The sequence below is a fragment of the Arthrobacter sp. FW306-05-C genome (assembly GCF_021801725.1).
Lineage (GTDB): Bacteria > Actinomycetota > Actinomycetes > Actinomycetales > Micrococcaceae > Arthrobacter.
This window is the reverse complement of sequence record NZ_CP084556.1, coordinates 1,921,298-1,943,722: the sequence shown is the minus strand read 5'-3', so window position 1 is coordinate 1,943,722 and position 22,425 is coordinate 1,921,298. Positions and strand designations below refer to the sequence as shown.

The 22,425-nt window shown below is 62.4% G+C and carries 21 protein-coding genes and 1 pseudogene; 16 read left to right on the top strand and 6 right to left on the bottom strand.

What is annotated here, in order from left to right; all coding sequences use genetic code 11:
• Positions 1 to 336 precede the first annotated feature (336 nt).
• Both LFT44_RS08960 and LFT44_RS08955 read left to right on the top strand, forming a co-directional pair.
• Complete coding sequence (locus LFT44_RS08960; RefSeq protein WP_236802349.1) at positions 337 to 1,062, top strand: GAF and ANTAR domain-containing protein; 726 nt, start codon at positions 337 to 339, stop codon at positions 1,060 to 1,062.
• 445 nt (positions 1,063 to 1,507) lie between these two features.
• Positions 1,508 to 1,846 carry a DUF7793 family protein gene (locus LFT44_RS08955; RefSeq protein ID WP_236802348.1) on the top strand — a complete coding sequence of 113 codons (339 nt, stop codon included), beginning with the start codon at positions 1,508 to 1,510 and terminating at the stop codon, positions 1,844 to 1,846.
• Between the two features lie 66 nt (positions 1,847 to 1,912).
• On the opposite strand, the gene LFT44_RS08950 is transcribed toward LFT44_RS08955, so the two are convergent.
• A complete protein-coding gene (locus LFT44_RS08950; protein WP_236802347.1) occupies positions 1,913 to 2,170 on the bottom strand; it encodes a hypothetical protein in 258 nt (85 codons plus the stop codon).
• Positions 2,171 to 2,474: 304 nt separating this feature from the next.
• Here LFT44_RS08950 and LFT44_RS08945 point away from each other — a divergent pair, with 304 nt between their 5' ends.
• From LFT44_RS08945 to LFT44_RS08935, 3 genes are all read left to right on the top strand, one after another.
• Positions 2,475 to 2,723 (top strand): hypothetical protein, encoded by a 249-nt coding sequence (locus LFT44_RS08945; RefSeq protein WP_236802345.1) that lies wholly within the window; start codon positions 2,475 to 2,477, stop codon positions 2,721 to 2,723.
• A gap of 105 nt (positions 2,724 to 2,828) precedes the next feature.
• The gene (locus LFT44_RS08940) at positions 2,829 to 3,122 is read left to right on the top strand and encodes a hypothetical protein (protein ID WP_236802343.1); all 294 of its coding nucleotides are present in this window, start codon (positions 2,829 to 2,831) and stop codon (positions 3,120 to 3,122) included.
• A 514-nt stretch (positions 3,123 to 3,636) separates the two neighbouring features.
• Entirely contained in the window at positions 3,637 to 4,104 is a 468-nt protein-coding gene (locus LFT44_RS08935) for a MarR family winged helix-turn-helix transcriptional regulator (RefSeq protein ID WP_236802341.1), read from the top strand.
• A 244-nt stretch (positions 4,105 to 4,348) separates the two neighbouring features.
• Here the strand turns inward: LFT44_RS08935 and LFT44_RS08930 are convergent, their stop codons facing one another.
• The 3 genes from LFT44_RS08930 to LFT44_RS08920 all read right to left on the bottom strand — a co-directional run bounded on the left by LFT44_RS08930 (position 4,349) and on the right by LFT44_RS08920 (position 6,919).
• Positions 4,349 to 4,489, bottom strand: a complete 141-nt coding sequence (locus LFT44_RS08930) for a hypothetical protein (RefSeq protein WP_236802339.1) — start codon at positions 4,487 to 4,489, stop codon at positions 4,349 to 4,351.
• 14 nt (positions 4,490 to 4,503) lie between these two features.
• Positions 4,504 to 5,448: a glycosyltransferase gene (locus LFT44_RS08925; protein WP_442863782.1), complete on the bottom strand. Its 945-nt coding sequence runs from the start codon at positions 5,446 to 5,448 to the stop codon at positions 4,504 to 4,506.
• Positions 5,449 to 5,818: 370 nt separating this feature from the next.
• On the bottom strand, positions 5,819 to 6,919 hold the full coding sequence (locus tag LFT44_RS08920; RefSeq protein ID WP_236802335.1) for an NADH:flavin oxidoreductase: 1,101 nt from the start codon (positions 6,917 to 6,919) through the stop codon (positions 5,819 to 5,821).
• 198 nt (positions 6,920 to 7,117) lie between these two features.
• Here LFT44_RS08920 and LFT44_RS08915 point away from each other — a divergent pair, with 198 nt between their 5' ends.
• The 9 genes and pseudogenes from LFT44_RS08915 (at position 7,118) to LFT44_RS22135 (ending at position 15,998) form a co-directional block, all read left to right on the top strand.
• Positions 7,118 to 7,465 carry an ArsR/SmtB family transcription factor gene (locus tag LFT44_RS08915; protein ID WP_236802334.1) on the top strand — a complete coding sequence of 116 codons (348 nt, stop codon included), beginning with the start codon at positions 7,118 to 7,120 and terminating at the stop codon, positions 7,463 to 7,465.
• A 157-nt stretch (positions 7,466 to 7,622) separates the two neighbouring features.
• Complete coding sequence (locus LFT44_RS08910) at positions 7,623 to 8,444, top strand: amino acid ABC transporter substrate-binding protein (RefSeq protein WP_236802332.1); 822 nt, start codon at positions 7,623 to 7,625, stop codon at positions 8,442 to 8,444.
• 33 nt (positions 8,445 to 8,477) lie between these two features.
• Positions 8,478 to 9,143 carry an amino acid ABC transporter permease gene (locus tag LFT44_RS08905; protein WP_236802330.1) on the top strand — a complete coding sequence of 222 codons (666 nt, stop codon included), beginning with the start codon at positions 8,478 to 8,480 and terminating at the stop codon, positions 9,141 to 9,143.
• Positions 9,130 to 9,912, top strand: a complete 783-nt coding sequence (locus LFT44_RS08900) for an amino acid ABC transporter ATP-binding protein (RefSeq protein WP_236802329.1) — start codon at positions 9,130 to 9,132, stop codon at positions 9,910 to 9,912. Before LFT44_RS08905 ends, LFT44_RS08900 begins: the two co-directional genes overlap by 14 nt.
• 339 nt (positions 9,913 to 10,251) lie before the next feature.
• Positions 10,252 to 11,028, top strand: coding sequence for an IclR family transcriptional regulator (locus LFT44_RS08895; RefSeq protein WP_236802327.1), 777 nt, complete (start codon positions 10,252 to 10,254; stop codon positions 11,026 to 11,028).
• 115 nt (positions 11,029 to 11,143) lie between these two features.
• Entirely contained in the window at positions 11,144 to 12,247 is a 1,104-nt protein-coding gene (locus LFT44_RS08890) for a zinc-binding dehydrogenase (RefSeq protein WP_236802325.1), read from the top strand.
• Positions 12,248 to 12,289: 42 nt separating this feature from the next.
• Complete coding sequence (locus LFT44_RS08885; RefSeq protein WP_236802323.1) at positions 12,290 to 13,597, top strand: MFS transporter; 1,308 nt, start codon at positions 12,290 to 12,292, stop codon at positions 13,595 to 13,597.
• Positions 13,598 to 13,647: 50 nt separating this feature from the next.
• Positions 13,648 to 15,090 (top strand): aldehyde dehydrogenase (NADP(+)), encoded by a 1,443-nt coding sequence (locus LFT44_RS08880; RefSeq protein WP_236802322.1) that lies wholly within the window; start codon positions 13,648 to 13,650, stop codon positions 15,088 to 15,090.
• A gap of 84 nt (positions 15,091 to 15,174) precedes the next feature.
• Positions 15,175 to 15,998, top strand: a pseudogene (locus LFT44_RS22135) (HpcH/HpaI aldolase family protein).
• Between the two features lie 406 nt (positions 15,999 to 16,404).
• Here LFT44_RS22135 and LFT44_RS08865 read toward each other — a convergent pair.
• On the bottom strand, positions 16,405 to 16,998 hold the full coding sequence (locus tag LFT44_RS08865) for a TetR/AcrR family transcriptional regulator (RefSeq protein ID WP_236802317.1): 594 nt from the start codon (positions 16,996 to 16,998) through the stop codon (positions 16,405 to 16,407).
• A 197-nt stretch (positions 16,999 to 17,195) separates the two neighbouring features.
• Here LFT44_RS08865 and LFT44_RS08860 point away from each other — a divergent pair, with 197 nt between their 5' ends.
• Positions 17,196 to 19,541 carry a transketolase-like TK C-terminal-containing protein gene (locus tag LFT44_RS08860; RefSeq protein ID WP_236802315.1) on the top strand — a complete coding sequence of 782 codons (2,346 nt, stop codon included), beginning with the start codon at positions 17,196 to 17,198 and terminating at the stop codon, positions 19,539 to 19,541.
• A 646-nt stretch (positions 19,542 to 20,187) separates the two neighbouring features.
• Here LFT44_RS08860 and LFT44_RS08855 read toward each other — a convergent pair.
• Positions 20,188 to 20,763 carry a MarR family winged helix-turn-helix transcriptional regulator gene (locus LFT44_RS08855; RefSeq protein WP_236802313.1) on the bottom strand — a complete coding sequence of 192 codons (576 nt, stop codon included), beginning with the start codon at positions 20,761 to 20,763 and terminating at the stop codon, positions 20,188 to 20,190.
• A 108-nt stretch (positions 20,764 to 20,871) separates the two neighbouring features.
• Here LFT44_RS08855 and LFT44_RS08850 point away from each other — a divergent pair, with 108 nt between their 5' ends.
• On the top strand, positions 20,872 to 21,954 hold the full coding sequence (locus tag LFT44_RS08850) for an FUSC family protein (protein ID WP_236802311.1): 1,083 nt from the start codon (positions 20,872 to 20,874) through the stop codon (positions 21,952 to 21,954).
• Positions 21,955 to 22,425 lie beyond the last annotated feature (471 nt).

Sequence of the window (22,425 nt, the reverse complement as noted above, 5' to 3'; positions counted from 1 at the left end):
CACACGCTTATTGGGGCGGCTTGCCACAGATCCGGCGTAATCTACAGCATCTTCGAAAGCTTGCTGGATGCAGGTGGGAAAGTGTCGTTATTGACCCCTCCGGATCCGTCACAAAGCAGCTGCAGACTGCGACTGCCGGCCACTCCCCCATCGGGCCTAAGACCACGTCTCAGAAACGGTCGTTTTGCGCAGTCGGCGAACTAAGCAGACAAGTCCCAAGTTCCGCCCGCGGGGTCCTCGCGCCGGGACCTTCGCCATCGGAGGTCCAGGCCCTGTATTCAGGGATGGCCCCGGAAGGCATTGTGAAACGTGGGGCATCGGCATAAGTTTGGCCACATGGACACCGGCACGGCGGTTGACTATCAGCGTTTGTGCGACTTGGTGGCCCAAATGGAAGACCTCAGGGGCTTGCTTAATGGCGTGACAGACTTGACTGCTGCGTCGATGACCAACAGGGCCGGTGTCAGGGTTGAGTGTGCCGTGACGCTTCATCGGCGCAGGCGTCCGGCGACGGCGGGCGGCAGTGATGATGAGGCCGTTATGCTCGGGAGTGAAGGCCAGCGAGTGGGCGGTCCGGGTCTTGCCGCAATCCGGACCGGGAAACCTGCAGTGGTGAACAGCCCGGCCGAGATCAGCTGGTCAGCGTTCGCCCAGGAGCTGTCAGCCTCAAGCTTCGACAGCGCCCTTGCCATCCCACTGGATCTGGGCCCATCCGCCTCAGCAGCGATAAACCTGTTCGCCGTCCGGCCGGGAATTTTCACAGAGGAGACAATTAGGGACGGTCAACAGTTCGCCGATATGGCAGCGCGGGCACTGCGGATGGGTCTGCGTATAGCCGAGGCGGAACTCAAAGCTTCCGACCTCGACGCTGCCATGACCCACCGGACCGTCATCAACATGGCCCAAGGGATCATCATGGCCGAAAACCGGTGCAGCGATGAACAGGCCTTCACTGTCCTGAAAAAAGCCTCCAGCACCCGGAATCAAAAACTTCACGAAGTAGCCAGGGCAGTTGTCGGCGGAATTACCGACGTTATCCCGCATACCTATTTCGAACACTAAACCCCAAGCCCCACCCCTCAGCCGGCACCCGAAAAGTTGGGATAATGTCCGCTGCTGAGACAAGTTCGAGGCTGGGCAGCTGACAGGACCGGCCCGCCTCGTTCAGGTCTTCCCATAAATAATGCCCCGCTTCTCTCCACCTGCCTATGAGACCGACGGAAACACTCGTTTTTTACCCTCGCGCTCGGGTTGCACTCAAGGACAGCTATTCCTGTGGGTCTTACGAGACCTGGAAACCCGGAAGGGCGCCTTGAATTCGGCCTGCACGCGCACAGGGCCCAGGGTATGCCGGGGCGCGGATGACTGCCTGCAGGCTTAATAGTGATATGAAAAGGGACCCGGGAACCTATGACTGGGATTTCTGGATTGCTGACTTCAGCAAGGCAGGCTTGCGGACGGGTGTTGAGGAGTTGTCGTGGAACTGAATAGGCAAGACAGTGACATCGTGGCCATTAATCTTTCGGGTCACGGTTACCTGCACGTGCGATGGACGCCCGGAGCGGTGGTCACAGAAGTCGAAGCCACCTGGCTGAAGAGCCGCGCTGCTGAGCTCAGTTCAGGGCGTGCCCTCCCAATGCTGGTGGAGATGGCCAGCATGGCCTGGATCGATCGCGCCGCCACAGAGGTTTTTGCGGCCCCGTGGCCGCTCGAGCGGATGGCCCTCGTTTGCGCCAATCCGGTAGACGAAGTCATAGCCGTCTTTTATGCCTCACGGCATACCCATTCGTGTCAGACGCGGTTCTTCACGTCAGTGGACGAGGCGGTTGCCTGGCTGACCGAGTGACTCATTCCGATCAACCCGAAGAACTAAAGCTTCACGGGCGTCTCGCCCCAGGGCGAAAAAGCCCCTTCAGAAACCGTCGTTTTGACGGAAGAACGGCAGGTCGTCATTGATGCGGGCTGCCACGCCGCTACCTTTCTCGCGGATGAAGTCGAGATCTTCTCGCGAGAGGATCATCTGACCGTGCTTATCGACTTCGATCTCTCTATCGGAATTATCCTGGATCCGTGCAGTGATCGTAATCGGCACGAGAGCGCATGCTGGATTGTCGAGAAGCCAACGGCGTGTCCCTGAATCAAGTCGGTCCCACTCCTCTTTGAGCGTCATCTCCGTCAGCCCATCCTCACCAATTACCGCTGAACCCGAATCCCAAAGTCGAGTGAGTCCGCTTACACTACGTCCGGGTTCCAAGAAAAAACAGTGCTCACATAACCTTCCCAACAAAGTGGAACCCCGCGACTGCAGATAGTCCCTTAATTGCCGGCTTTCGAGAAGCCAACGGCACGGATGACCCCTTTATCCCAACAGTATTACTAAGTACACTTAGTAATACTGTTTTCGGTAGGGCTGGAGCGCACGTGCAGCTCCTTTGGGGAGCGGCTGCCGCTAGGGTGAGCGAAGGTGGGAACCGATGTACGGAAACCAGGAAATTCCCTTTACTGTCTATGAGGACCTCTCCGGCGTCCTGCCTATACAACTCCAGGCAAGGGAGATCATTGACGATATCCTTAGGAGCCCGGTCGCAGACGAAGCTGATATCCGCGCCTCCCTAAGACGTCACGCCGCGGATCACCCCGGGCAGCCGGAAAAGGCGTTACTGATACACATGCTCACCGTTCGCCGATCCCTTCAATATTTGACGCCATCGAGCGGATACTGAGGGTCTGCTGCAGGGGTGGTCCTGCCCCGGACCCTAGCTGCAACTCCGTCAATCGGGGACCAAGACCCCGACAGCACCACATCCATTCAGTAGATCAGGAGGCAAATGATGAGTATCGGCCCTGAGGAAACGAGCCCGGAGGTCCCGGACTCCGACGCCCTCGAGCAGCGGACACCGGCGCTGCCTGAAGAGACCCAGGAGTGGCCCGCAGCAGGTCAGCTGCCGGCTGACGTTCCGCAAGCGGACTACATCGAACAGCGCGAAGCCGTCCAGCCTGCCAGCACCGGCTACGACGGGATCACCGCCTCGGAAGTGGACGCCGACGAAGGAGACCTGATCGAAGGGCATCTGGGACCAGCAGGCGACGCCGAAGACGACTACCCCGACGCCCGCGAGTAAACGCTTTAGTACGGGCAGACACAACACCAGAATGGTGTTAACAGGACCCCCTGCAGGGCGGAGGTGAAGGTGATGGATGACAACGCAAAGCGTTCCATCGAACCCCCTTCCCGGCTCGCTTGAGATTCCGCAAAACTTCGGGCAGCTACTTCCGGCCGTAACGATCAGTCCGAGTTCGGGTTGGGCGTTTATCCGCACACCGCTGCGCAGGCCGAGACGGAACGACTAGAAATCAAGGGGCCGCTCCACGGCCAGTTCGAGGAGTCGGCTTCGACTCCCTGTAGGAGAGGTACCCCTAAAGGAGGGCCTCCAGCTTCGCGTAATCGGCATCGCCGTCCAGCCCCGGTAGAGCATCCATAGCTCGATTGGAGGGACGTCACCGGATTCCACCAAGAGCGGGCCTTGCCCCGAAGATTCGGTTTGCCCATGGGCTATCCTTCCGCCGTGTACGCGACGACCACTACAAAGCAAATTATAAGTACACTTATAATTAGTCGTACCGCGGAGGTTTCCTATGACTGCAGCGTCCACGAGCTCGTTGAGCATGGATTCGTGGCCAACCGGCCGGCTTTTATCAACGGCGGCCAGGCTGGTCGAACATTCCTGGAACCAGAAGCTGGCCGGGGTCGGCCTCACCCACGCCGGGGTGATAGTCCTTGATGTCCTTTCCGCAACCGAGGAGCCGATGAGCCAGGCGATGATTGCCCAACGGGTCCGGGTGCGGAACCCGACGATGGGTAAGACTTTGTCGCGTCTGGAGGCCCGGGGTCACATCCGCCGCCAGCCCAGCCCCTCTGATGGCAGAAGCCATGTCGTGTCCATTACCGACCTCGGCGCCCGGGCGATCATAGAGGCCCATGAAGTGGACCGCACGATATTGACGCATGCGCCGGTGGATGGGGACAGACTTCGCAAGGAACTGCAGACCATTGTTGTCCTGCTCGCTTCGTCGGCCAGGGAAATCACATCCGGCGACCGATAGCTGCTTCGCCGCGTCGCCTGCAGGGTTCATTAGAAGGTAGCGTGCCGGCAGCACTCTTCTGGAACGGGGCTATGCACCCCCTATGTCCTTTGACGTGGCGACAAACCCGAATGAAGCTCTGGCCACTGCTGTTGAAGAGCTGCCTTGAATCAGCTGGCTGGCAGAAACTCCTCCAGGCGATGTCCAAAGCCGGCGCCCGTAACCTCTACATGCAGCCACGCCCATCCCCATCGGCGGGGTGTCTTCACACCCGGAAGAGCGCCTGCAACAAGGGCAGGCCCATGCCGGGCCAAGTGCGGGCTCTGTTTGTTGTGGACCCGCGCCTGCCGGTCAGCTTTGCCAGGAGCTGGCCCTCGTCGTCGGGAACACCGCTGGTCCTGTCCATGCAGCCAGCGGCGCCTACCGGTTGAGGAGTTCCCGGTAGAAATCCAAATGGTCAGCGACCATCCTTCCGGCGCTGAACCGTTGGCTGGCGATCTTCCTGCACTCTGCCCGGTCCAGCTCACCAGCCATGAGCAGAAGCCCCGGCAGATCTTCAACCGACGCCAAGTAGCCTGTAACGCCATCGTCGACAATTTCCGGCGCCGCTCCGGCACGAGTGGTTATGACGGGAGTGCCGGTAGCAAGGGCCTCAATCATCACCAAGCCGAACGGTTCCGGCCACTGGATGGGATTGAGCAAGGCAAGGGATTCTCCCATCAGGTAATACTTGTCGGGCTCCCCGATCTCTCCGACAAACTCATCATCAGGGCCCAACACCGGTTCAACCACGTCGTGGAAGTATTCAAGCTCCGGCGCTTCCTGCACCTTGGCCGCCAGCCGCAGCGGAATTCCTGCCGCATGGGCTATTTCAACCGCTTCGAGCGCGCCTTTATCCGGACACATCCGCCCCACAAAACATGCATACCCACCCCGGCCTGAGCCCACGGGAACATCAGCGAGGTCCATGCCATGATGAATGACCCGGGCAACCGGAACATCCGGGGCCTGATGGACCTGGTCATAGGAGATGCCCAGGATGCTTGTATCCCTGCTCATTGCCCGATAAATCTCCGCCACCTCGGGCAGCAGCCTTCCGTGGATAGTGGTGACTACCGGCACAACACGCGGACGATGGGCGTACAGCGGTCCGGTCAAGGTATGGTCGTGAATCACATCCACCTGCCCCATCGCGTCATAAGCCCTGATGGCATGGTTCATCTCCGAACCCCTCATGCCCAACTCCCGTGAGTCCGCAGCCCGCATCCCCGGCGCCAGCGGCACCGGGCAAGTACTGTCCGACGGCGCCGCCAACACAACCTCTTCGCCAGCATCAGCGAAACCCCGGGCGAGCGAGTTGACCACCCGCTCGATACCCCCGTAGGCCGTGGGTGGCACAGCAAACCATGGGCTTGAAATCAGGCCAATACGCACGACTGCCTCTCCAGCGGTGGACGGACCGTTCAGCTCCGTCCGGATCCATTGATGGACCCCCCCTACGCTCTCCGTACCCCCCGCCTGGGTGCACAACCGATTCGCCGGCACTTACATCTGCGTGGGCCCACTTAAGCTGCACCTCGACGCCTAAGCACCGCCGCACTCCTCGCCGCGGGGGTGCCGCATTGGCATCGGCTTTTCCCAATCGTTGGACCCCTCGCCCTGCCCGGCTGCGCGTTGCTCGGAAGGGCGAGGTGGCGTCAGGCAGGGCGAGTGGTTCGTGGTCACGATCGGCCGCTTAGGGGAGCAGTTCAAGTTCCCAGTCTTTAACGTCGGCCACGGGGGCGAACAGGCTCGGGTCCAGTTCGTCGAGTGCCTGGCCGTTCCTGACCCGTTCGGGCCAGTTCCGGTTCCCGAGCGCGGCCTTACCCAGGGCTACGACGTCGGCGGTGCCATCGGTGAGCATTGAAAGGGCCGTTTCGGGGTCATCCAGTTGACCGTTGGCTATGACTGGCAGGCCTGAGTGCCGTTTGGCCAGGGCGGCCAACGATGGCCCCTGGTCACCGAACGCCGGCGCGTAGGCCCGGTATTCCGTGGTGTGGATGAAGTCGACGCCACTGGCGGCCAGAGCTGAGAAGATTACTTCGGCCTCCCCAGCCCCTCCGGTCCAGCGGTGGTCGTGGTCGCTGACCTTGGATTGGGAGACGCGAATACCCACGGTCAGGTCCGGTCCCACGGCTTCGCGGACGGCCTTTGCGATGTCGGCGGGGAAACGGACCCGGTTTTCTGCCGAACCGCCGTATTCGTCCGTTCGCAGGTTCAGGTAATCGGTGAGGAACTGGTCCAGCAAGTATCCGTTGGCGCCGTGGATTTCCACGCCGTCGAATCCTGCTTCCTTGGCGCGCAGTGCGGCATCCACAAAGCCCTGACGAACTTCATCCATCTGTTCACGGCTGATTTCGGCTGGAACGCGGTACGGGCCCTCACCGCGGTAAAAGTCCAACTGCTCTCCCCTTGGAGCTACGGCGGACGGGGCGACGCTTCCGTCCTTGAAGCGGTTTCCCTGCGCCTGGCCCCCGGCGTGCATCAGCTGGGCGAATATTTTGGAGCCGGCTGCGTGGACGGCGTCAACGACTCCAGTCCAGGACCTGGCTTGTTCCTCCGTCGCGAGGCCTGGCTGGTAGAGGTAGCCCTGGCTGTAGGAGGCGTCAGGGTAGATGCCCTCCGTGATCAACAAGGCAAACCCGCCGCGGGCAAATGCCTCGTAATAAGAGATCATTTTCCCGGTAACCAGCCCCTCTTCCGTCGCGCTGATACGCGTCATCGGGGCCAATGCCACACGGTTTGACAGCTGGGTCGAGCCGAGCTGCAGCGGGTTCCAAAGCGGTGTGGAGTCCATCAAATGTCCTTAATCGTGAATACACTTCCGACACCGGCGAGCGGGTCTGGAGCGCGTGTTGAGGTCATGGGGGTTGGGCACGGAGATTGCATCGGCCTGAAAGCCAACTGCGTACTAGGTAGTACGACAACCTTCGTAGTACTACATGTATCGTACAATAAGTAGAGACTCCACCCAGCCAGCAGCAGGAGGTTTACCGTGCGATCACTTGCCCATCCCGAGACGGGCGAGCTGCAGTTGGACGCCATATTGTCCGCCCTGGCGGATCCAATACGGCGGCAGATAGTCGCCCACCTCGCCGCAGACCCCGGCGCACATGCTTGCAGCGCCTTCAATCTGCCGGTTACCAAGTCCACATCAACGCATCACTTCAAAGTCCTGCGCGAAGCAGGTTTGATTCGCCAGAACTACAAGGGGACGTCCATCCTCAATTCATTGCGTACGGAAGACCTCGAAGCACAGTTCCCGGGCCTCCTCCGGGCTGTCCTCCAACCCACCAATCCGACCCCTTTGCCTCCGGTCCTGGACGTTCACGAGCGGGACTGAAGGCACGGGAATCCCCAGCGGCTTTGGGGCTTAGCAGCCCCGGATCCAGATGCCAGCTCTTTTTCGCGTCGTGGGCCTCCGGGCTTGGTATCGTCGCAAGTGAGATCACCGTCAGGCTCTAGACCGGGCGGGGCCACCCCGACGACGAAGGACCACTATGAAACGCAGCCGACTTTCCCTTATCGGTCTCATTGCAGCGGCAGGACTGGCGTTAGCAGGGTGCGGGTCTTCGTCGACAGGTCCTGCCGGCTCGGCACCTGCTGGCGGCCAGGACACCTCCCTGACTGACGTCCAAACTTCGGGCGTACTCAAAGTTGGCACCGAGGGAACCTACAAGCCGTTTTCGTTCCATGCCAGCGGCAACGGGGAACTTACCGGCTATGACGTTGAGATCATCAGTGCCGTCGCCAACAAGCTTGGCGTCAAGCCCAACTTCCAGGAAACCCAGTTCGATGCCATCTTCGCCGGCCTCGAAGCGAAGAGATTCGACGTTATTGCGAACCAGGTTTCAATCACCGACGAACGCAAGGCCAAGTACGAATTCTCGACCCCCTACACGGTCAGCACAGGGGTCATTGTCACCAAGGCGGACGACAACAGCATCACCTCCTTCGACAGCCTTAAGGGCAAGACCACGGCCCAGTCCCTGACCAGCAACTGGTACAAGCTGGCGCAGCAGAGCGGGGCGAACGTGCAGGCAGTGGAAGGGTGGGCGCAGGCCATCACCCTGCTAAAGCAGGGGCGGGTCGATGCAACCATCAACGACAAACTGACCTACCTCGACCAACAAAAAACCGACCACGACCAAAGCATCAAGATCGCGGCAGAAACCTCCGACAAGTCACTCAGCGCCTTCGCCATCCGCAAGGGCGCAACGAGCCTGACAGACGCGATCAACAAGGCATTGGGCGAGCTTCAGGCCGACGGGACCCTTCAGAAGATCTCGCAGAAATACTTCGATGCTGACGTCACCAAGTAGCAGCATGCTCCTTCTCGACGCCTGCCACACATCATGACGGTCGATTGGCCCCTCGTCTGGGAGTCCTTGGGCCCCATAGTGAGCGGTGCTGTAACCGGCACGATTCCCGTCGCCCTCACGTCGTTTGCCCTCGGACTGGTGCTGGCCCTGCTTGTCGCGCTGATGCGGATCAGCCGCAACCGGATCGTCTCGGCAATCGCACGCGGCTATATCTCGGTCATCCGCGGCACGCCGCTCTTGGTTCAGCTGTTTGTCATCTTCTACGGGCTCCCGTCCGTAGGCTTAACTATCAGCCCGTGGCCGAGTGCGATCATCGCCTTCTCACTGAACGTTGGCGGATACGCCGCGGAGATTATTCGGGCAGCCATCCTCTCTGTCCCCAAGGGCCAGTGGGAGGCCGGCTATACGATCGGCATGTCACGGCGCCAGTCACTGACCCGCATCATCCTCCCCCAGGCAGCCAGGGTCTCTGTTCCACCACTCTCCAACACCTTTATCAGCCTGGTGAAGGACACCTCCTTGGCCTCACTGATCCTCGTGACCGAACTGTTCCGGCAGGCGCAGCAGGTGGCTGCTTTCAGCCAGGAATTCATGCTCCTCTACTTGGAAGCAGCGGTTATTTACTGGATCATCTGCCTCGTCCTTTCCGGCGGCCAGTCAATCCTCGAGAAACGATTGGACCGATATGTCGCACACTGAAGCTGGTACGGTCGGCACTCCACTCTTGGCCGCCCACGGCCTCCGGAAGTCATTCGGCGACCACGAAGTGCTCCGGGCCATCGACGTAAACGTCCGCCGCGGAGAAGTAGTCACGCTGATTGGCCCGTCCGGTTCAGGAAAAACAACCGTCCTGCGGTGCCTGGACGGTCTGGAAATACCGGACAGTGGAGTCGTGGAGTTCCCGGGCGACCTAACCGTGGACTTCTCGGCAGGGGCTTCCAGAAAAGATCTGGCGGCCTTGCGGGACCGAAGCGCGATGGTGTTTCAGCACTACAACCTCTTTCCACACAAGACGGCCCTGCAGAACGTCATCGAAGGCCCCGTCCAGGTGCAGAAGCGGCCGAAAGCCGATGTCGTCTCTGAAGCCCGGGAACTGCTCGCACGGGTCGGCCTCGCGGATAAGGAAAACAGCTATCCCTTCGAGCTTTCCGGCGGCCAGCAGCAGCGTGTGGGCATCGTCAGGGCACTGGCCCTGCGTCCCAAACTTCTCCTCTTCGACGAACCGACCTCCGCGCTCGACCCGGAACTGGTAGGCGATGTCCTGACGGTCATCAAGGAGTTGGCCGACGAGGGCTGGACCATGGTCGTCGTCACCCATGAACTGGCATTCGCACGCGAAGTCGCAAACGAAGTCATTTTCATGGACGGCGGGGTCGTCGTTGAACGCGGCCACCCTGACACCGTGCTGCGCGACCCGCGCGAGGAACGCACCCGGCAATTCATCGACCGACTGCTGCACCCCTTCTAGCGCAGGACTCAAGCCCGCAGCCGTCCTGCGCCCGGTCCTGCCAGCTGAAGACGGGAGGGCAAAAGAACACGCCTGGCCTTCGCGTGCGCTGCTGACCTCCGCGAACGAGGAGGACCGCGCGTCGTACTTGCCGTTTTATCTCACCCGTAGCCGCATAAGCATTAAGAGCCCGATGCATCTCTGGCAGGCTCAACCCGATCGGTCGGCGCGTTACGTTCGGACGCTCGCTAGTGCACCTTTAATAATTCCTGCAAATCCCTCATGAGATATTGGCGGCCATCCGGACGCGGGCTCCTCCAGACTTTGCATGTCCCACTGAATGGGACAACACTTTCCAGTGTGACTTTAACGAAAGCGGCACCACCTGCCAGCATGATTGAGCGGGTTTCGCTGATCCTGGACGTATTCAGCCCTGAGGAACCGATCCTGACGGGAGGGGAAATCGCGCGCAGGGCGGGACTTTCCCGGGCCACCACGGCCCGGATACTCGCCGAACTCGCCAAGCACGATTTCATCGACCGGGTTCAGTCCGGTTACCAGATTGGCATCCGGTGTTTTGAATTAGGACAGATGGCGCAGCAGCCCAAGGACCTTCGGCACTTGGCACTGGCAACCATGTTCGACCTCCGGAGGGCCACCGGCCTGACCGTTCAGTTGGGCGTCCTCGAAGGTAATGATGTGGTTTACATCGAGATTTTGCGTGGCCAGTACCGGGATCTGACCATCCCATCCAGGGTTGGGGGGCGCGTGCCGTGCTATGCCACCGCTGGCGGCAAGGCCCTGCTCGCCCACTCTCCCGACCATCTGGTCGAGGAAGTCCTGAATGGCCCGTTGGAGAAGATCGGGCCCGGCACCATTACCGACTCCCATGAGCTCCGCGCCGAACTGGACCTGGCCCGGCGTGAGGGTATTGCCTACGAGCGGGAAGAGTCACATGCAGGCCTGGCTTGCGCGGCGAGCCCCATTCTGCGGGGGGACGGTACGGCTGTGGCCGCCATTTCCATCACTGCTCCGGTGGGGGTGGTGGAGATGAGGCTGGTTGGTCCCGCTGTCCATGCGGCCACACTGGGACTGAACCGGCAAATGGCGGCAGCGCCTCATTGGGCCCAGTTATAGCCGTCTCACTGAGTGAGAGGATGATTTTGACGACGGCGGCCAGCGCCTGATGCTTATGCCAGTCCCCGTGATCCGAAAGATGGGGGTGTGAGAGCTAAGCAACAAGGAGTGACGGGTGAAGGCCGCAATCATGAACCAGGCAGGCGCACCGCTTGCAGTAGTCGACCTCGATCTTGAGGCACCCGGCCCAGGCGAGGTCCGCGTGCGCATTGATGCGGCGGGGATCTGCCACAGTGACTACCACTACATGGTCCAAGACCTGGCGTGCCGGACCCCTATCGTGCTGGGCCACGAGGGCGCGGGCATCGTCCAGGAAGTCGGAGCCGGCGTCACCCATGTCCGTCCGGGAGACAAGGTCATTCTGACGTGGCGGCCAAGTTGCGGGAGGTGCGAGTACTGCACCAGCGGATCGCCTGCGCTCTGCCGCCTCAGCGCGGTGCACGCTACCCATAACGAGTTGCTGCGCGGCGGGACGCGGCTGTCCCTGGACGGACAGCCCGTCCATCACTTGATGGGTGTGTCCTGCTATGCGGAGGAATGCGTCGTATCCGGCGAGTCCGTAATCAAGATCCCGCAGGAGGTTCCTGCGGCTGTCGCAGCCATCATGGGCTGTGCAGTGATCACGGGCATGGGGGTGGTGCTGAACGGAATGGGCGCTCCAGCCGGGGAATCGGTGCTGATCATCGGAGCCGGCGGGGTGGGGCTATCGGCGGTCATCGGCGCCGCAGCCGTCGGCGCCTACCCGGTAATCGTTGCCGACATTGACGACGAAAAGCTTGCCAAGGCGCGCGAGTTTGGCGCAACCCACACGATCAACACGCGCGAGCACGACCTTACGGCGCGCGTGCACGAGATCACCGGCGGAGGCGCGCACTGGGCTGTCGAGGCCATTGGCCGGCCTGAAACCATCCGCGAGGCAGTCGTGGCACTTCGCCCCCGCGGCACCGCTTTCGTGGTGGGCCTGTCCAACGCCCAGGCCGAGATCAGCGTTCCCCTGAACCAGATTGTTCAGCAGGAAAAGTCTGTGCGGGGAAGCCTGTACGGCTCCTCCAACCTGTCCGTCCAGATCCCCCAGATCCTGGACATGTACCTGGCCGGCCGTTTGCCGCTCGACGCCCTCATCGGCGAGAAGTTCAACTTGACCCAGATCAACGAAGCATTCGAGTCGCTGACAAACGGAAACATCGGTCGTTCAGTGGTCCTGATGGGCAGCAACTAACCCATACCTTCAACGTCGAAGGTCTTCACCAAGGAGAGAAAAATGTCAGCAACTGTCGCAGCGCCACAGATCGTGGTCTCCGACAAGGATCGGAAACGCGCCCTCTGGGGCAGCGCGGTCGGCAGCACCATCGAGTGGTACGACTACTTCCTTTATGGCACCATGTCCGGGCTGGTCTTCGGTCCGTTGTTCTTCCCGTCCAATGATCCGACCGTCAGCCAACTCCTGGCCCTGGCGTCCTTCGCCCTGGCCTTCCTGATCCGTCCGATCGGCGGCATTCTGTTCAGCCATGTCGGAGACCGGATCGGCCGAAAGAAGACACTGGTGGTCACGCTGACCCTGATGGGTGTCTCCACTGTGGCCATGGGTTTGATGCCCACCTATGGGACTATCGGCGTGGCCGCGCCCGTCATTCTGACTGTGCTCCGCCTGCTGCAGGGCCTTGCCTTGGGCGGTGAATGGGGAGGGGGCCTGCTTCTGGCTGTGGAATACTCTCCCAAGAACCGCCGCGGGTTCTATGGCGCAGTCCCGCAGACCGGTGCAATGCTCGGACTCGCGCTGGGCAACATGATCACCCTGGCCGCCGGTGCGGTCTTCTCTGACGAAGCGTTCCTGGCCTACGGGTGGCGGATACCGTTCCTTCTGTCGGTCGTGCTGTTGGCCGTCGGCCTGTGGATCCGCCACAAGGTGGACGAGACACCTTCATTCCGGATGGTGAAAGCCGCGGGCGCCACGAAACAGGTTCCCCTCGTCGACACCTTGAAGCATCATTGGCGTGAAGTCCTCATCGCAACAGGCGCCAAGATCGTTGAGACCTCGACGTTCTTCATGTTCGCGACGTTCACCGTCTCCTACGCCATGACCCTGGGCTACAAGCGCGAAGCCGTACTTGCGGTGCTGCTGGTCTGCGCCGTGATCGGCGTCTACTCGATGGTCAAGTTTGGCGCGCTCTCGGACCGCATCGGCCGGAAAAAGGTCTTCCTCGGGGGCACCGTGGCCTTGATGGTGTTCATTCTCCCGTACCTCTGGATGCTTAACCAGAAGTCTCTGCCGTTCCTGGCAGTCGCGCTCTTCATCGGGTTTGCCGTTATCTGGCCCACTTACGGCTCGCTGATCGGAACGGTGATCGCAGAGAGCTTCTCCCCGGACATCCGCTACACAGGCGCTTCCCTGGGCTACCAGCTTGGAGCAGCCATCGCGGGCGGGCCGGCTCCACTGATCGCCACCGCACTCCTCGCAGCCTTCGGCGGCAGTTATCTCCCGGTGGGCCTTTTCATCATCATCTGCGGCGCCATTTCACTGGTGGCCGTGCTGTTCGCCAAGGAAAAGAGCAACCAGGAGATCGACTAGGGCCGGGGTATTCGTCGCCTGTCCTGGATACAAACAAGAGAGCCCACACTATGACTACGCAAACTATTGCAACCCTGGGCCTGGACGAGGTCCTGATCGCGGCCGAAACTGCCTTCGAGAGTTGGTCCGCAGTGCCGTCCGCTGGCCGTGCCCGCCATCTTGAGGCGATGGCCGCAGCCATGGAGGTGCACGCAGACGAGCTCATCCAGCTCGCTATAGCGGAGACGCACCTGCCCTTCGCGCGGTTGCGGGGCGAACTGACGCGTACCGTTTTCCAGCTGCGGTTCTTCGCCGAGGAGCTTAGGGGCGGACGCTTCGTCGACGCACGCATCGACCACTCCGATCCCGAATGGCCGATGGGCGCACCACGCCCCGATCTTCGACGGATGCTGCTCCCGCTGGGGCCGGTGCTGGTCTTCGCCGCAAGCAACTTCCCCTTTGCCTTTTCGGTCGGTGGCGGCGACACCGCCTCAGCGCTGGCGGCCGGCTGCCCCGTGATCGTCAAGGCGCACCACGGGCATCCGGAGCTCTCGGCACGCACCGCCGCGATATTCCTCGATGCCCTGGAAGAGTCGGGGGCGCCGGCGGGGGTGCTGGCCTTGATCCACGGAACAGAAACCGGTATCCAGGCCCTGAAAGATCCCAGGATCCAGGCGGGTGCCTTCACCGGAGGAATCCCCGGCGGGCGGGCACTGTTCGACATCGCCCAACAGCGGGATGTGCCGATTCCGTTTTTCGCGGAGATGGGCAGCAACAACCCCGTTTTTGTTACGCCCGGAGCGGCGGCAGAGCGTCCGGCTGCCCTCGCTGAGGGATACCTGGCCGCGGTGACCGGCAGCGCCGGCCAATTGTGCACCAAGCCGGGAACCCTCTTTGTTCCGGCGGGAAGCCAGATCATCGAGCATGTGCGCACCGCGGAACTGCCGTCCGCAACGAGGCTCCTGACTGAACGAATAGAAGCTGGTTACAGCCGGGAAGTTGCCGAGCTGGCAGACCACCGGAAAGTCCGGGTCCTGAGCGGGAACATCCCCAGCGAGTCCGCTGGCCCGACGCCACTCATCCTGGCCACCGACATCGCGGCAGTCCTCGAGAATCCGGACCTATTCCTGGCCGAGCGATTCGGGCCGTTCTCGCTGGTGGTTGAGTACGAGGATATGAACCAGCTCCTAATGGTTGCCCGGAGGCTTGACGGTCAGCTCACAGCGACGGTCCAGGCCACCGACCAATGCGACGTCCATCAGCTGCTCCGTGTTTTGGCAGGTAAAGCGGGACGCGTCCTCTGGAACAGCTGGCCCACCGGGGTCTCTGTGACGCATGCCCAGCAGCACGGCGGGCCCTACCCGGCGAGCACCGCCGTCCAAACCACCTCCGTAGGCACGGCAGCGATTCAGCGGTTCCTGCGCCCGGTGGCGCTGCAGGGGTTCCCTGACCATCTCTTGCCCCCGGAGTTGAAGGACAGCAACCCGTTCGAAGTTCCCCGGCACCTGGGATGATCCCGCGCAGGCTTGAACCTGCGGGCAACCTGGACCGGGTCGAGCGGCAGACAGAATTAACGGATCTCTTAGAAAGATGGTCTCATGCACGATAACCCCGTCAAGGAGGCGCTGCGCTCCGGTGCCACCACGACCGGAACTTGGCTGACGCTGGGATCGCCCGCGGTCGCAGAAGCCCTGGCCCATTGCGGGTTCGATTGGCTCGTGGTCGACCTTGAGCGCGCCCCCAACAATCCCGCCAGTGCCGTGGAACAACTAAGGGCGATTGACGCTGCCCGGGTTCGGGGCGCGCGTGCCGGGGCGATCGTGCGCCTCGCGGAGAATGATCCCGTCTTGGCCAAGCGTGCCATGGACATCGGTGCGCAGACCCTGATTTTTCCTAATGTCAACAGCGCCGATGAGGCACAGCGGCAGTCCGGGCGATGCTCTACCCACAAAACGGCAACGGCGGGGTGCGGGGGGTGGCGGGACTGGTCAGGGCCGGCCGATACGGACTGGACCCGCTGTATGTAAAGACTGCCAACGAACACGTTGCCACGATTGTGCAGATAGAATCCCGGTCGGGCGTCGACAACGCTGCGGCCATCTGTGCAGTCGAAGGTGTCGACTGCGTGTTCCTGGGGCCGTCCGACCTTGCCGCCTCCCTGGGCCATTTGGGCGACATCCGACACCCGGACGTCGTCGAAGCCATGCGTTCGGTTGTGGCCCAGGCGCGCGAGGCTGGAAAGGCCGCAGGTGTTTTCGCGAACGGCGCCGACGATGCCGAGCTGTTCATCAGTTGGGGGGCCACTTTCATCGGGCTCCACTCCGACGTTCGCTGGCTATGCCAAGGAGCCACGCAAGAAACCGGGCGACTCGCAGCCAAACTGCGGCCAGAGGAAACAATCAAGGCCCAGGCTTTGTCATAAGCAGATCGCCGTAAAGTCCGTTGTAGTAGCGGCGGACATAACTGAAGGAAGAACCCTGCTACTTCAAACAAGCTCCCGGGACGCCCGTAAGCCTATCCCCTGCCGACAGTTTTGCGGGCGCACGGCACCTTGGACACGACGTGCTCCGGGTTGAGATCTCTTGCCTGGGCGCCAACGGTCTTCATGGGTCGAATCACTGAGCCCCGCGGGTGTGGAGGGCTATCAGTATGTCTATTGATGAGGTGACGTCCTCCAGCTTGCGATACAGGAGTTCTTCGATTTGTCCCGCGCGGTATGCGTAAGCCTCGAATTCCCGGGGCGGAGGTCAAGGGTTTTTGCCACTTCGGCGGCTTCCTTCCCGGCTTCCGCCGCCCTTGGCCGCACCCCCCGGACCTCGCCCAGAATGTCAGCTCTGTTTGAGGGCTCCCAGTAGTGACCTTCCGAGCAAGTGGCTGATCTCGTACGCGCCCAGGCCCTTGGCTGTGTGCAGGTCAACGAAGACCCGCTCATCAAAAATCGTCAGCCACAGCAGCGCCGCATAGTCGGTGTCCTGTGCCGGGATCACGCCGTCGGCTATCAACTCGTCCAGCACCCCGCTCACCATTCGGTGATAAGCCGAGCTGAGCGCTTCCCCGCGCCGGACCCGTTCCAGGATTCCTTCGGCACTGCGGATATAGGTCGCAGCCCGGGCCCACGGAAGTTCAAGTTCCACCCAGGTCTGACAGAGCCGATAGAAAAGGTCCAGGCCGGTGTACTCTCCGGCCAGCTCCTCCATCGCGCGGATGACCCGGTCAAAAATCCTGTTGTAGAACTCGGTGCGGAGCTCGTCGATATCGCTAAAGTGCCGGTACGCCGTCGCCGTGGAAACGCCCGCTTCGCGGGCCAGTTCCGGCAGTGTGACATCCAGCCCCTGATGCTCGAGCAGGCGTCCCAGTGCATCCAGAAGCTTTTGCCGGGAATGCAGGGAGTCTGAACGGGGGGCTTTGGCTGGGGTGGACACGTTTCCAAGATACCTTGGAATCAGCTGAGAAGAACTTCTCTTTTCTAGAAGTTTTGGTTAGGATTTGAGAAGTTCTTCTTATCTGCAACGGCGGGTACAACCTAGTCCGTCTGGCCGCGCTATACGAGGCGACCAGGCGGGCGCACATCGGGATAAGCATTCAGCGGTGAACGCTTAGATCATTTAGGAGTTACATCATGACGGCGGAAGACACGCAGACTGCGTTCTGGCCCTCCGGCTTATCCGGAGCTGAGCAGGCAAGCCTTGAAAAGATTGCCCAACGCGTGCGGTGGACCGCTGCTGCGATCGTTGACCGGGCCAACCGAGGCCGACCCAACACCAGCGGCGTCAAGGTCGGGGGCCACCAGGCCTCAAGTGCCTCCATGGTGGAGATCATGACTTCTCTCTGGTTCTCCGAACTGACGTCGGCGGACAGGGTGTCCGTCAAGCCCCATGCCTCCCCGGTCCTGCATGCGATCAACTACCTGCTGGGTGAACTGGACGAGGCCAAGCTCGGCACCCTGCGGGAAAAGGGCGGCCTACAAAGCTATCCCAGCCGGTCCAAGGACCCCGACACCGTGGACTTCTCCACCGGCAGTGTCGGCATCGGGGCCACGGCCACGATCTGGGCCGCCATGGCCCACCGCTTCGTGCGTGACCGGTACGCAGAATCCCGTCAGTCCGGACGCTTCATCGGACTCCTGGGCGACGCCGAGCTGGACGAAGGCGCCATCTGGGAGGCGGTGGCGGATCCAACCGTGGCAAAGCTGGGCGAGCTGTTGTGGATCGTGGACCTAAACCGGCAGTCCCTGGACCGCGTGGTGCCCGACTCGCAGATCCAACGGCTGCAGGGCATGTTCCAAGCCGCCGGCTGGCAGGTTATTACCCGCAAGTGGGGAACCCGCGCGCAGGAACTCTTCAGCAGGCCGGGTGGCGGTGATCTGCGGACCCGGCTGGAGACCATGCCCAATGAGGAATATCAGCGGATGCTGCGCTCGGACAGCCGAGAGGTTTACGACCGGCTCTGCACCAGTGGCTCGACCCCGGCGATGGAAGGACTCCTGCGCGCACTGACGCCCCAGGAACACGCGGCCGCCATACGGGACCTCGGCGGCCACGACATCGGCCTGCTGCTGGAAACCTACCGGCAAGTGGACCCGACCCGCCCCACCGTCATCTTCGCCTACACCATCAAAGGTCGGGGCCTGGCCACCGAAGGGCATCCGAACAACCACTCAGCCCTGCTGAACCAGGAACAGATGCAGGTACTGGCGGCCAATTCAGACATGATACTGGACGATCCGTGGCACAGGTTCAACCCCGGAACCCCGGAATACGCAACGTGCATGCAGGCAGCCGCCCGTATGGAACGCGCTCCCCTGCCGGAAGCCCCCGCCGTCTCCATCCCGGAGTCGCTGCCATGGGGCTACGGCGACAGAATCTCCAGCCAGGCTGCCCTTGGACGGTTCCTCTCTGACCTGACGCGGGCCTCACCGGAAGTGGCCCGCCGGGTGGTCACCTGCAGCCCCGACGTCGCCGCCTCCACCAATCTGGGCGGTTGGATCAACAAGACCGGCGTCTGGTCGGTCGGCGAACGCCACGACTGGTTCGCCGACGACCGCGACCGGGTCCTGCGCTGGGTGGAGAATCCGGCCGGCCAGCACATCGAGCTAGGCATCGCCGAGACCAACCTCGTCGGCCTGGCCGCCGAACTTGGGACGACCTGGAGCCGTTGGGGCCAGCCACTGATCCCCATCGCCACCATGTATGACCCGTTCGTGGCCCGGGCGCTGGAACCTTGGTCCTTCGGCATGTACGCCGGCGGTCAATCCATCCTGATCGGAACACCCTCCGGAGTCACCCTGGCCCCAGAGGGCGGCGCCCACCAGTCCATCACCACCCCCTCCATTGGTCTGGAACAGCCCGAATGCACCGCTTGGGAACCGGCCTTCGCCCAGGACCTCGAATGGTGCCTGCTCAAAGCCATGAGCCGGATCGGCTGCCCCGGCGGACGCTCGGCCTACTTCCGGCTTTCCACCCGGCCGCTGAACCAAACCCTGGCGAATCTGCCGACCGACGCCGCCCTGCTGGAGCGGCGGCGTAGGCAGGCGGTAGCGGGTGGCTACCGCCTGACCGACCACAACCCGGAAGAGGACAAGGTCACCCTAGTCGGCGTCGGGGCCCTGATGCCCGAGGTCCTTGGAGCCGCCGCGCGGCTGAAGGAACTAGGCATAACCGCCGGCGTCGTCTGCCTGACCAGCCCGGACCTGGTCTTTGAATCCCTGCAACAACGCAACGCGCTCAACAGCGGAGCCGGGCACATCGTCGACATCCTCTTTCCGCGGCACGCACCCCGCCCGCTCGTCACGGTACAGGATGGACACCCTCACACACTCTCGTTCCTTGCCGGAGCCCGCGGGGACCGCACCGCATTCCTGGGAGTCAAGGACTTTGGCCAGTCCTCCAGCCTCGAGGACGCCTACCGAATCCACGGCATTGACGAAGAGTCGATTCTCAACGCGGCACTGAACATGGTCCGATAACTTCCATACCGCGGTTCCTGGCGAGGTGCGTCCCCTTCGGGCCGCTTGCAGCGGTGGCAGGCGCACTGGCGGCCGCTGAGATGCAGCTAGTCCGAGGTGCTGGCGTCAGTCTTCGTGTCCGCACGTCAGGTTGGGGACGCTACCCACCTTCCCTGACACTCTCCGCAGTACCACCCAGGTCCGCACCTACACCACACACCTGAGGCGAGACACCGCTCCCACTGCCATTCCACAAAACAGACACATGTGTGGCGGACAAAGTCCTCACCCCCTTAGCGAGGACAATCGCGAGTTCGGATCGCTGGGTCGCCCTCAATTGGCTATCTCACATGGCCGCAATCCTAGATAGCGCCAAGCCATGCCGCCCCGCTCCCCCGGTCTAGGGATAGGTGTAGGCCACCAATCCAGCCACAGCAGGCGGAAGGCTCACCAGCCAAGGACTTAAACCAGCCGTCCCGCACCCCTGAACAGCCCCCACGGCGGCCCCCCATAGTCCGCAAACCAATCGGTCACTGCAGAATCAGGAGCAGTAATCGGGCAGTAAGACTGCATCCGACGCCATGATCCTGGAAGATGTCCCACTCCTTATTCCGATAGTGCCGTAGGGCGTTGGCTGATGCTCACCCAAAGCGCACGCTGCTCCGGCTCATCCGGAGGGCTCGAGCGTGCCGTTCCGCCGGCCCTTGGTGGGCCCGGTTTGGCGGCCGCGTTCTTGCTCCCATACGGAGGTCAGTGCCCGCAGTGGATCGACCAAGCCCTCGACGACCCAGGCCGGGGCTTCGGCGAGCAGGGCATCTTCGAGGGCGAGCTGGGCGGGAATCACCTCGTCCACGAGCGCGGCGCCAGTGTCGGTGAGGATGAGCAGGGACGAGCGGCCGTCGGCTGGGTTCGCCGTTCGGCTCAGCAGTCCCCGAGCCTGCAGGGAGTTCAGCCGCATGGTTATCGCGGAGCGCGGGACCAGCAGCGTCTGGGCGAGTGTCGTTGGGTTCAGAGGTTCGTCCGTACGGCGCAGCGCTGAGAGCACATCCAGCTCGCCGCGGGTGAGCCCGTAGTCTGCGAGGAAGGCGTCGCTGGCTTCGAGGATGAGGCGGGAAGCGCGCAGCAGGCGGTGGATCACCCCGAGGCTTGAGAAGTTCAGGTCCGGGCGCAGCCGGGCCCACTCACGCTGCATCCGGTCCACGGTGTCGTCACGAGCGGGCAGTACCTCTGCGTCCTGATCCATCTGGCTCCTCCCGCCCCTGTCGCCGTCAACCTTTACCAACCACAAGAGTAGTTCACATGTGTAGTAACCTTGAACTACTTCATTCCTGTAATATCTCGGAAGGTTGAAATGCCCCACGTCACCCCCACACGGTCCTGGTGGGCGGCAGTCTTCGACCTGGGCCCGCATGCCGGCGCGCATTGGACCGCCCTGCGTGCAAGCCTGGCGATCTTCGTGCCGCTGGTGGCTTGCTTGGCGTCCGGTCGCGTCGACTTGCTGCTGTATGCGGCGATCGGTGCCTTCACCGCCCTGTACGGCCGACACGAGCCGGCTCGGGTACGCCTGGCCATGCAGGCGCAGGCGGGCGTGGTGCTGGTAGTCGGCGTCGTCGTCGGCGCCCTGGTGGCGACCGTCCCGTTCCGGCTCTGGCTGCTAGTGCCGGTCGCGGCCGTCTGGGCCGGCGTCGCGGTAGTGCTGGCCGAGCTGGGCCGATGGCATCCGGCCGGAGCCCTCAACCCGGTCTTCGCCCTCACAGCCTCGGCCACGGTCCCGATCGCGCTGAGCACGGTGCCCGCGGCCGCGCTCGCTGCGGCTGGCGCGGGCGTCTTCGCGTTGCTCCTCGCCCTCCCGGGTCGGACCGCCCGCGACGGCGGCGACCCGGTGCAGTATCGGCTGTCGTGGCGCGGCCTACGCCCGTCCGACCCTGTTGGCCGCCACGCCGCCCGCTATCTGCTCGGTATCGCCGCCGCCGGCCTCGCCGTCGCGACCAGCGGCATAGGCCACCCCTACTGGACCTTCGTCACGGCATCCGTCCCCATGTCCGCACCGGACCTGCACGCCCGCCTCACGCGCGCCGCCCAGCGGGTGATAGGTACCGCCGCCGGCCTCGGCGTCGCAGCCCTCGTCCTGGCCGCCCACCCGAGCAGCTATGCCGCGATCATCGTGATCGCCGTGCTCCAGGCGTGCACCGAGCTGACCACCGGGCGCAACTACAGCCTCGGCCTGGTCTTCTTCACCCCGATGGCCCTTCTGCTCGGCGATCTCATGCTGCCAGCCGCGATCGGCACCCTCCTGACTGAGCGCGCCCTCGAGACCGTCATTGGCCTCACCATCGCCCTGGCAGCCACTGTCATCACCCACGAAAGACGCACTCCTACGAGCCGGACCCCACGGCGCGATCATCCGGTTGACCACGCGCAGAGGGGACAATGATTTAGCATCGACAAGGCGCCCATAGGCGGTGCTCAAAATAAGCACGAAAAGGTCCGCCTCATGTGATTGAGGGCGGACCATTCATGGTTCAGCCTCCGGAGCTGGTTCCGGGTGGGCCTTTTCTCGGCCTCGATGTCGTGCAGGAACCCACGACACTGCCCGTATTAGTCACTTCAGCATCCAGGACAAATCCCTTACGTACCCCGAAGATCAATGTCACCTTCCGGCCACTCGCTGGCATCGTGGTTGGCGGAACAAATAAAGTTTGGCCCGCCCTCGGACACGACGAATTTCTGATCTAGACGAGACAAGCACCGTCCCGTGGCATCGACCTGAACCCACCCCGCTGACTCATAAACGGGCACAACCTCCCATCGGCACGTGAGAAAGCCAAAGTCCACGCCGCTTTCACCGGCGTCGCCTGGGGTTAGCCTCTGTTGGTGGACACCTGAAGTAGCGGGATCCTGGGAT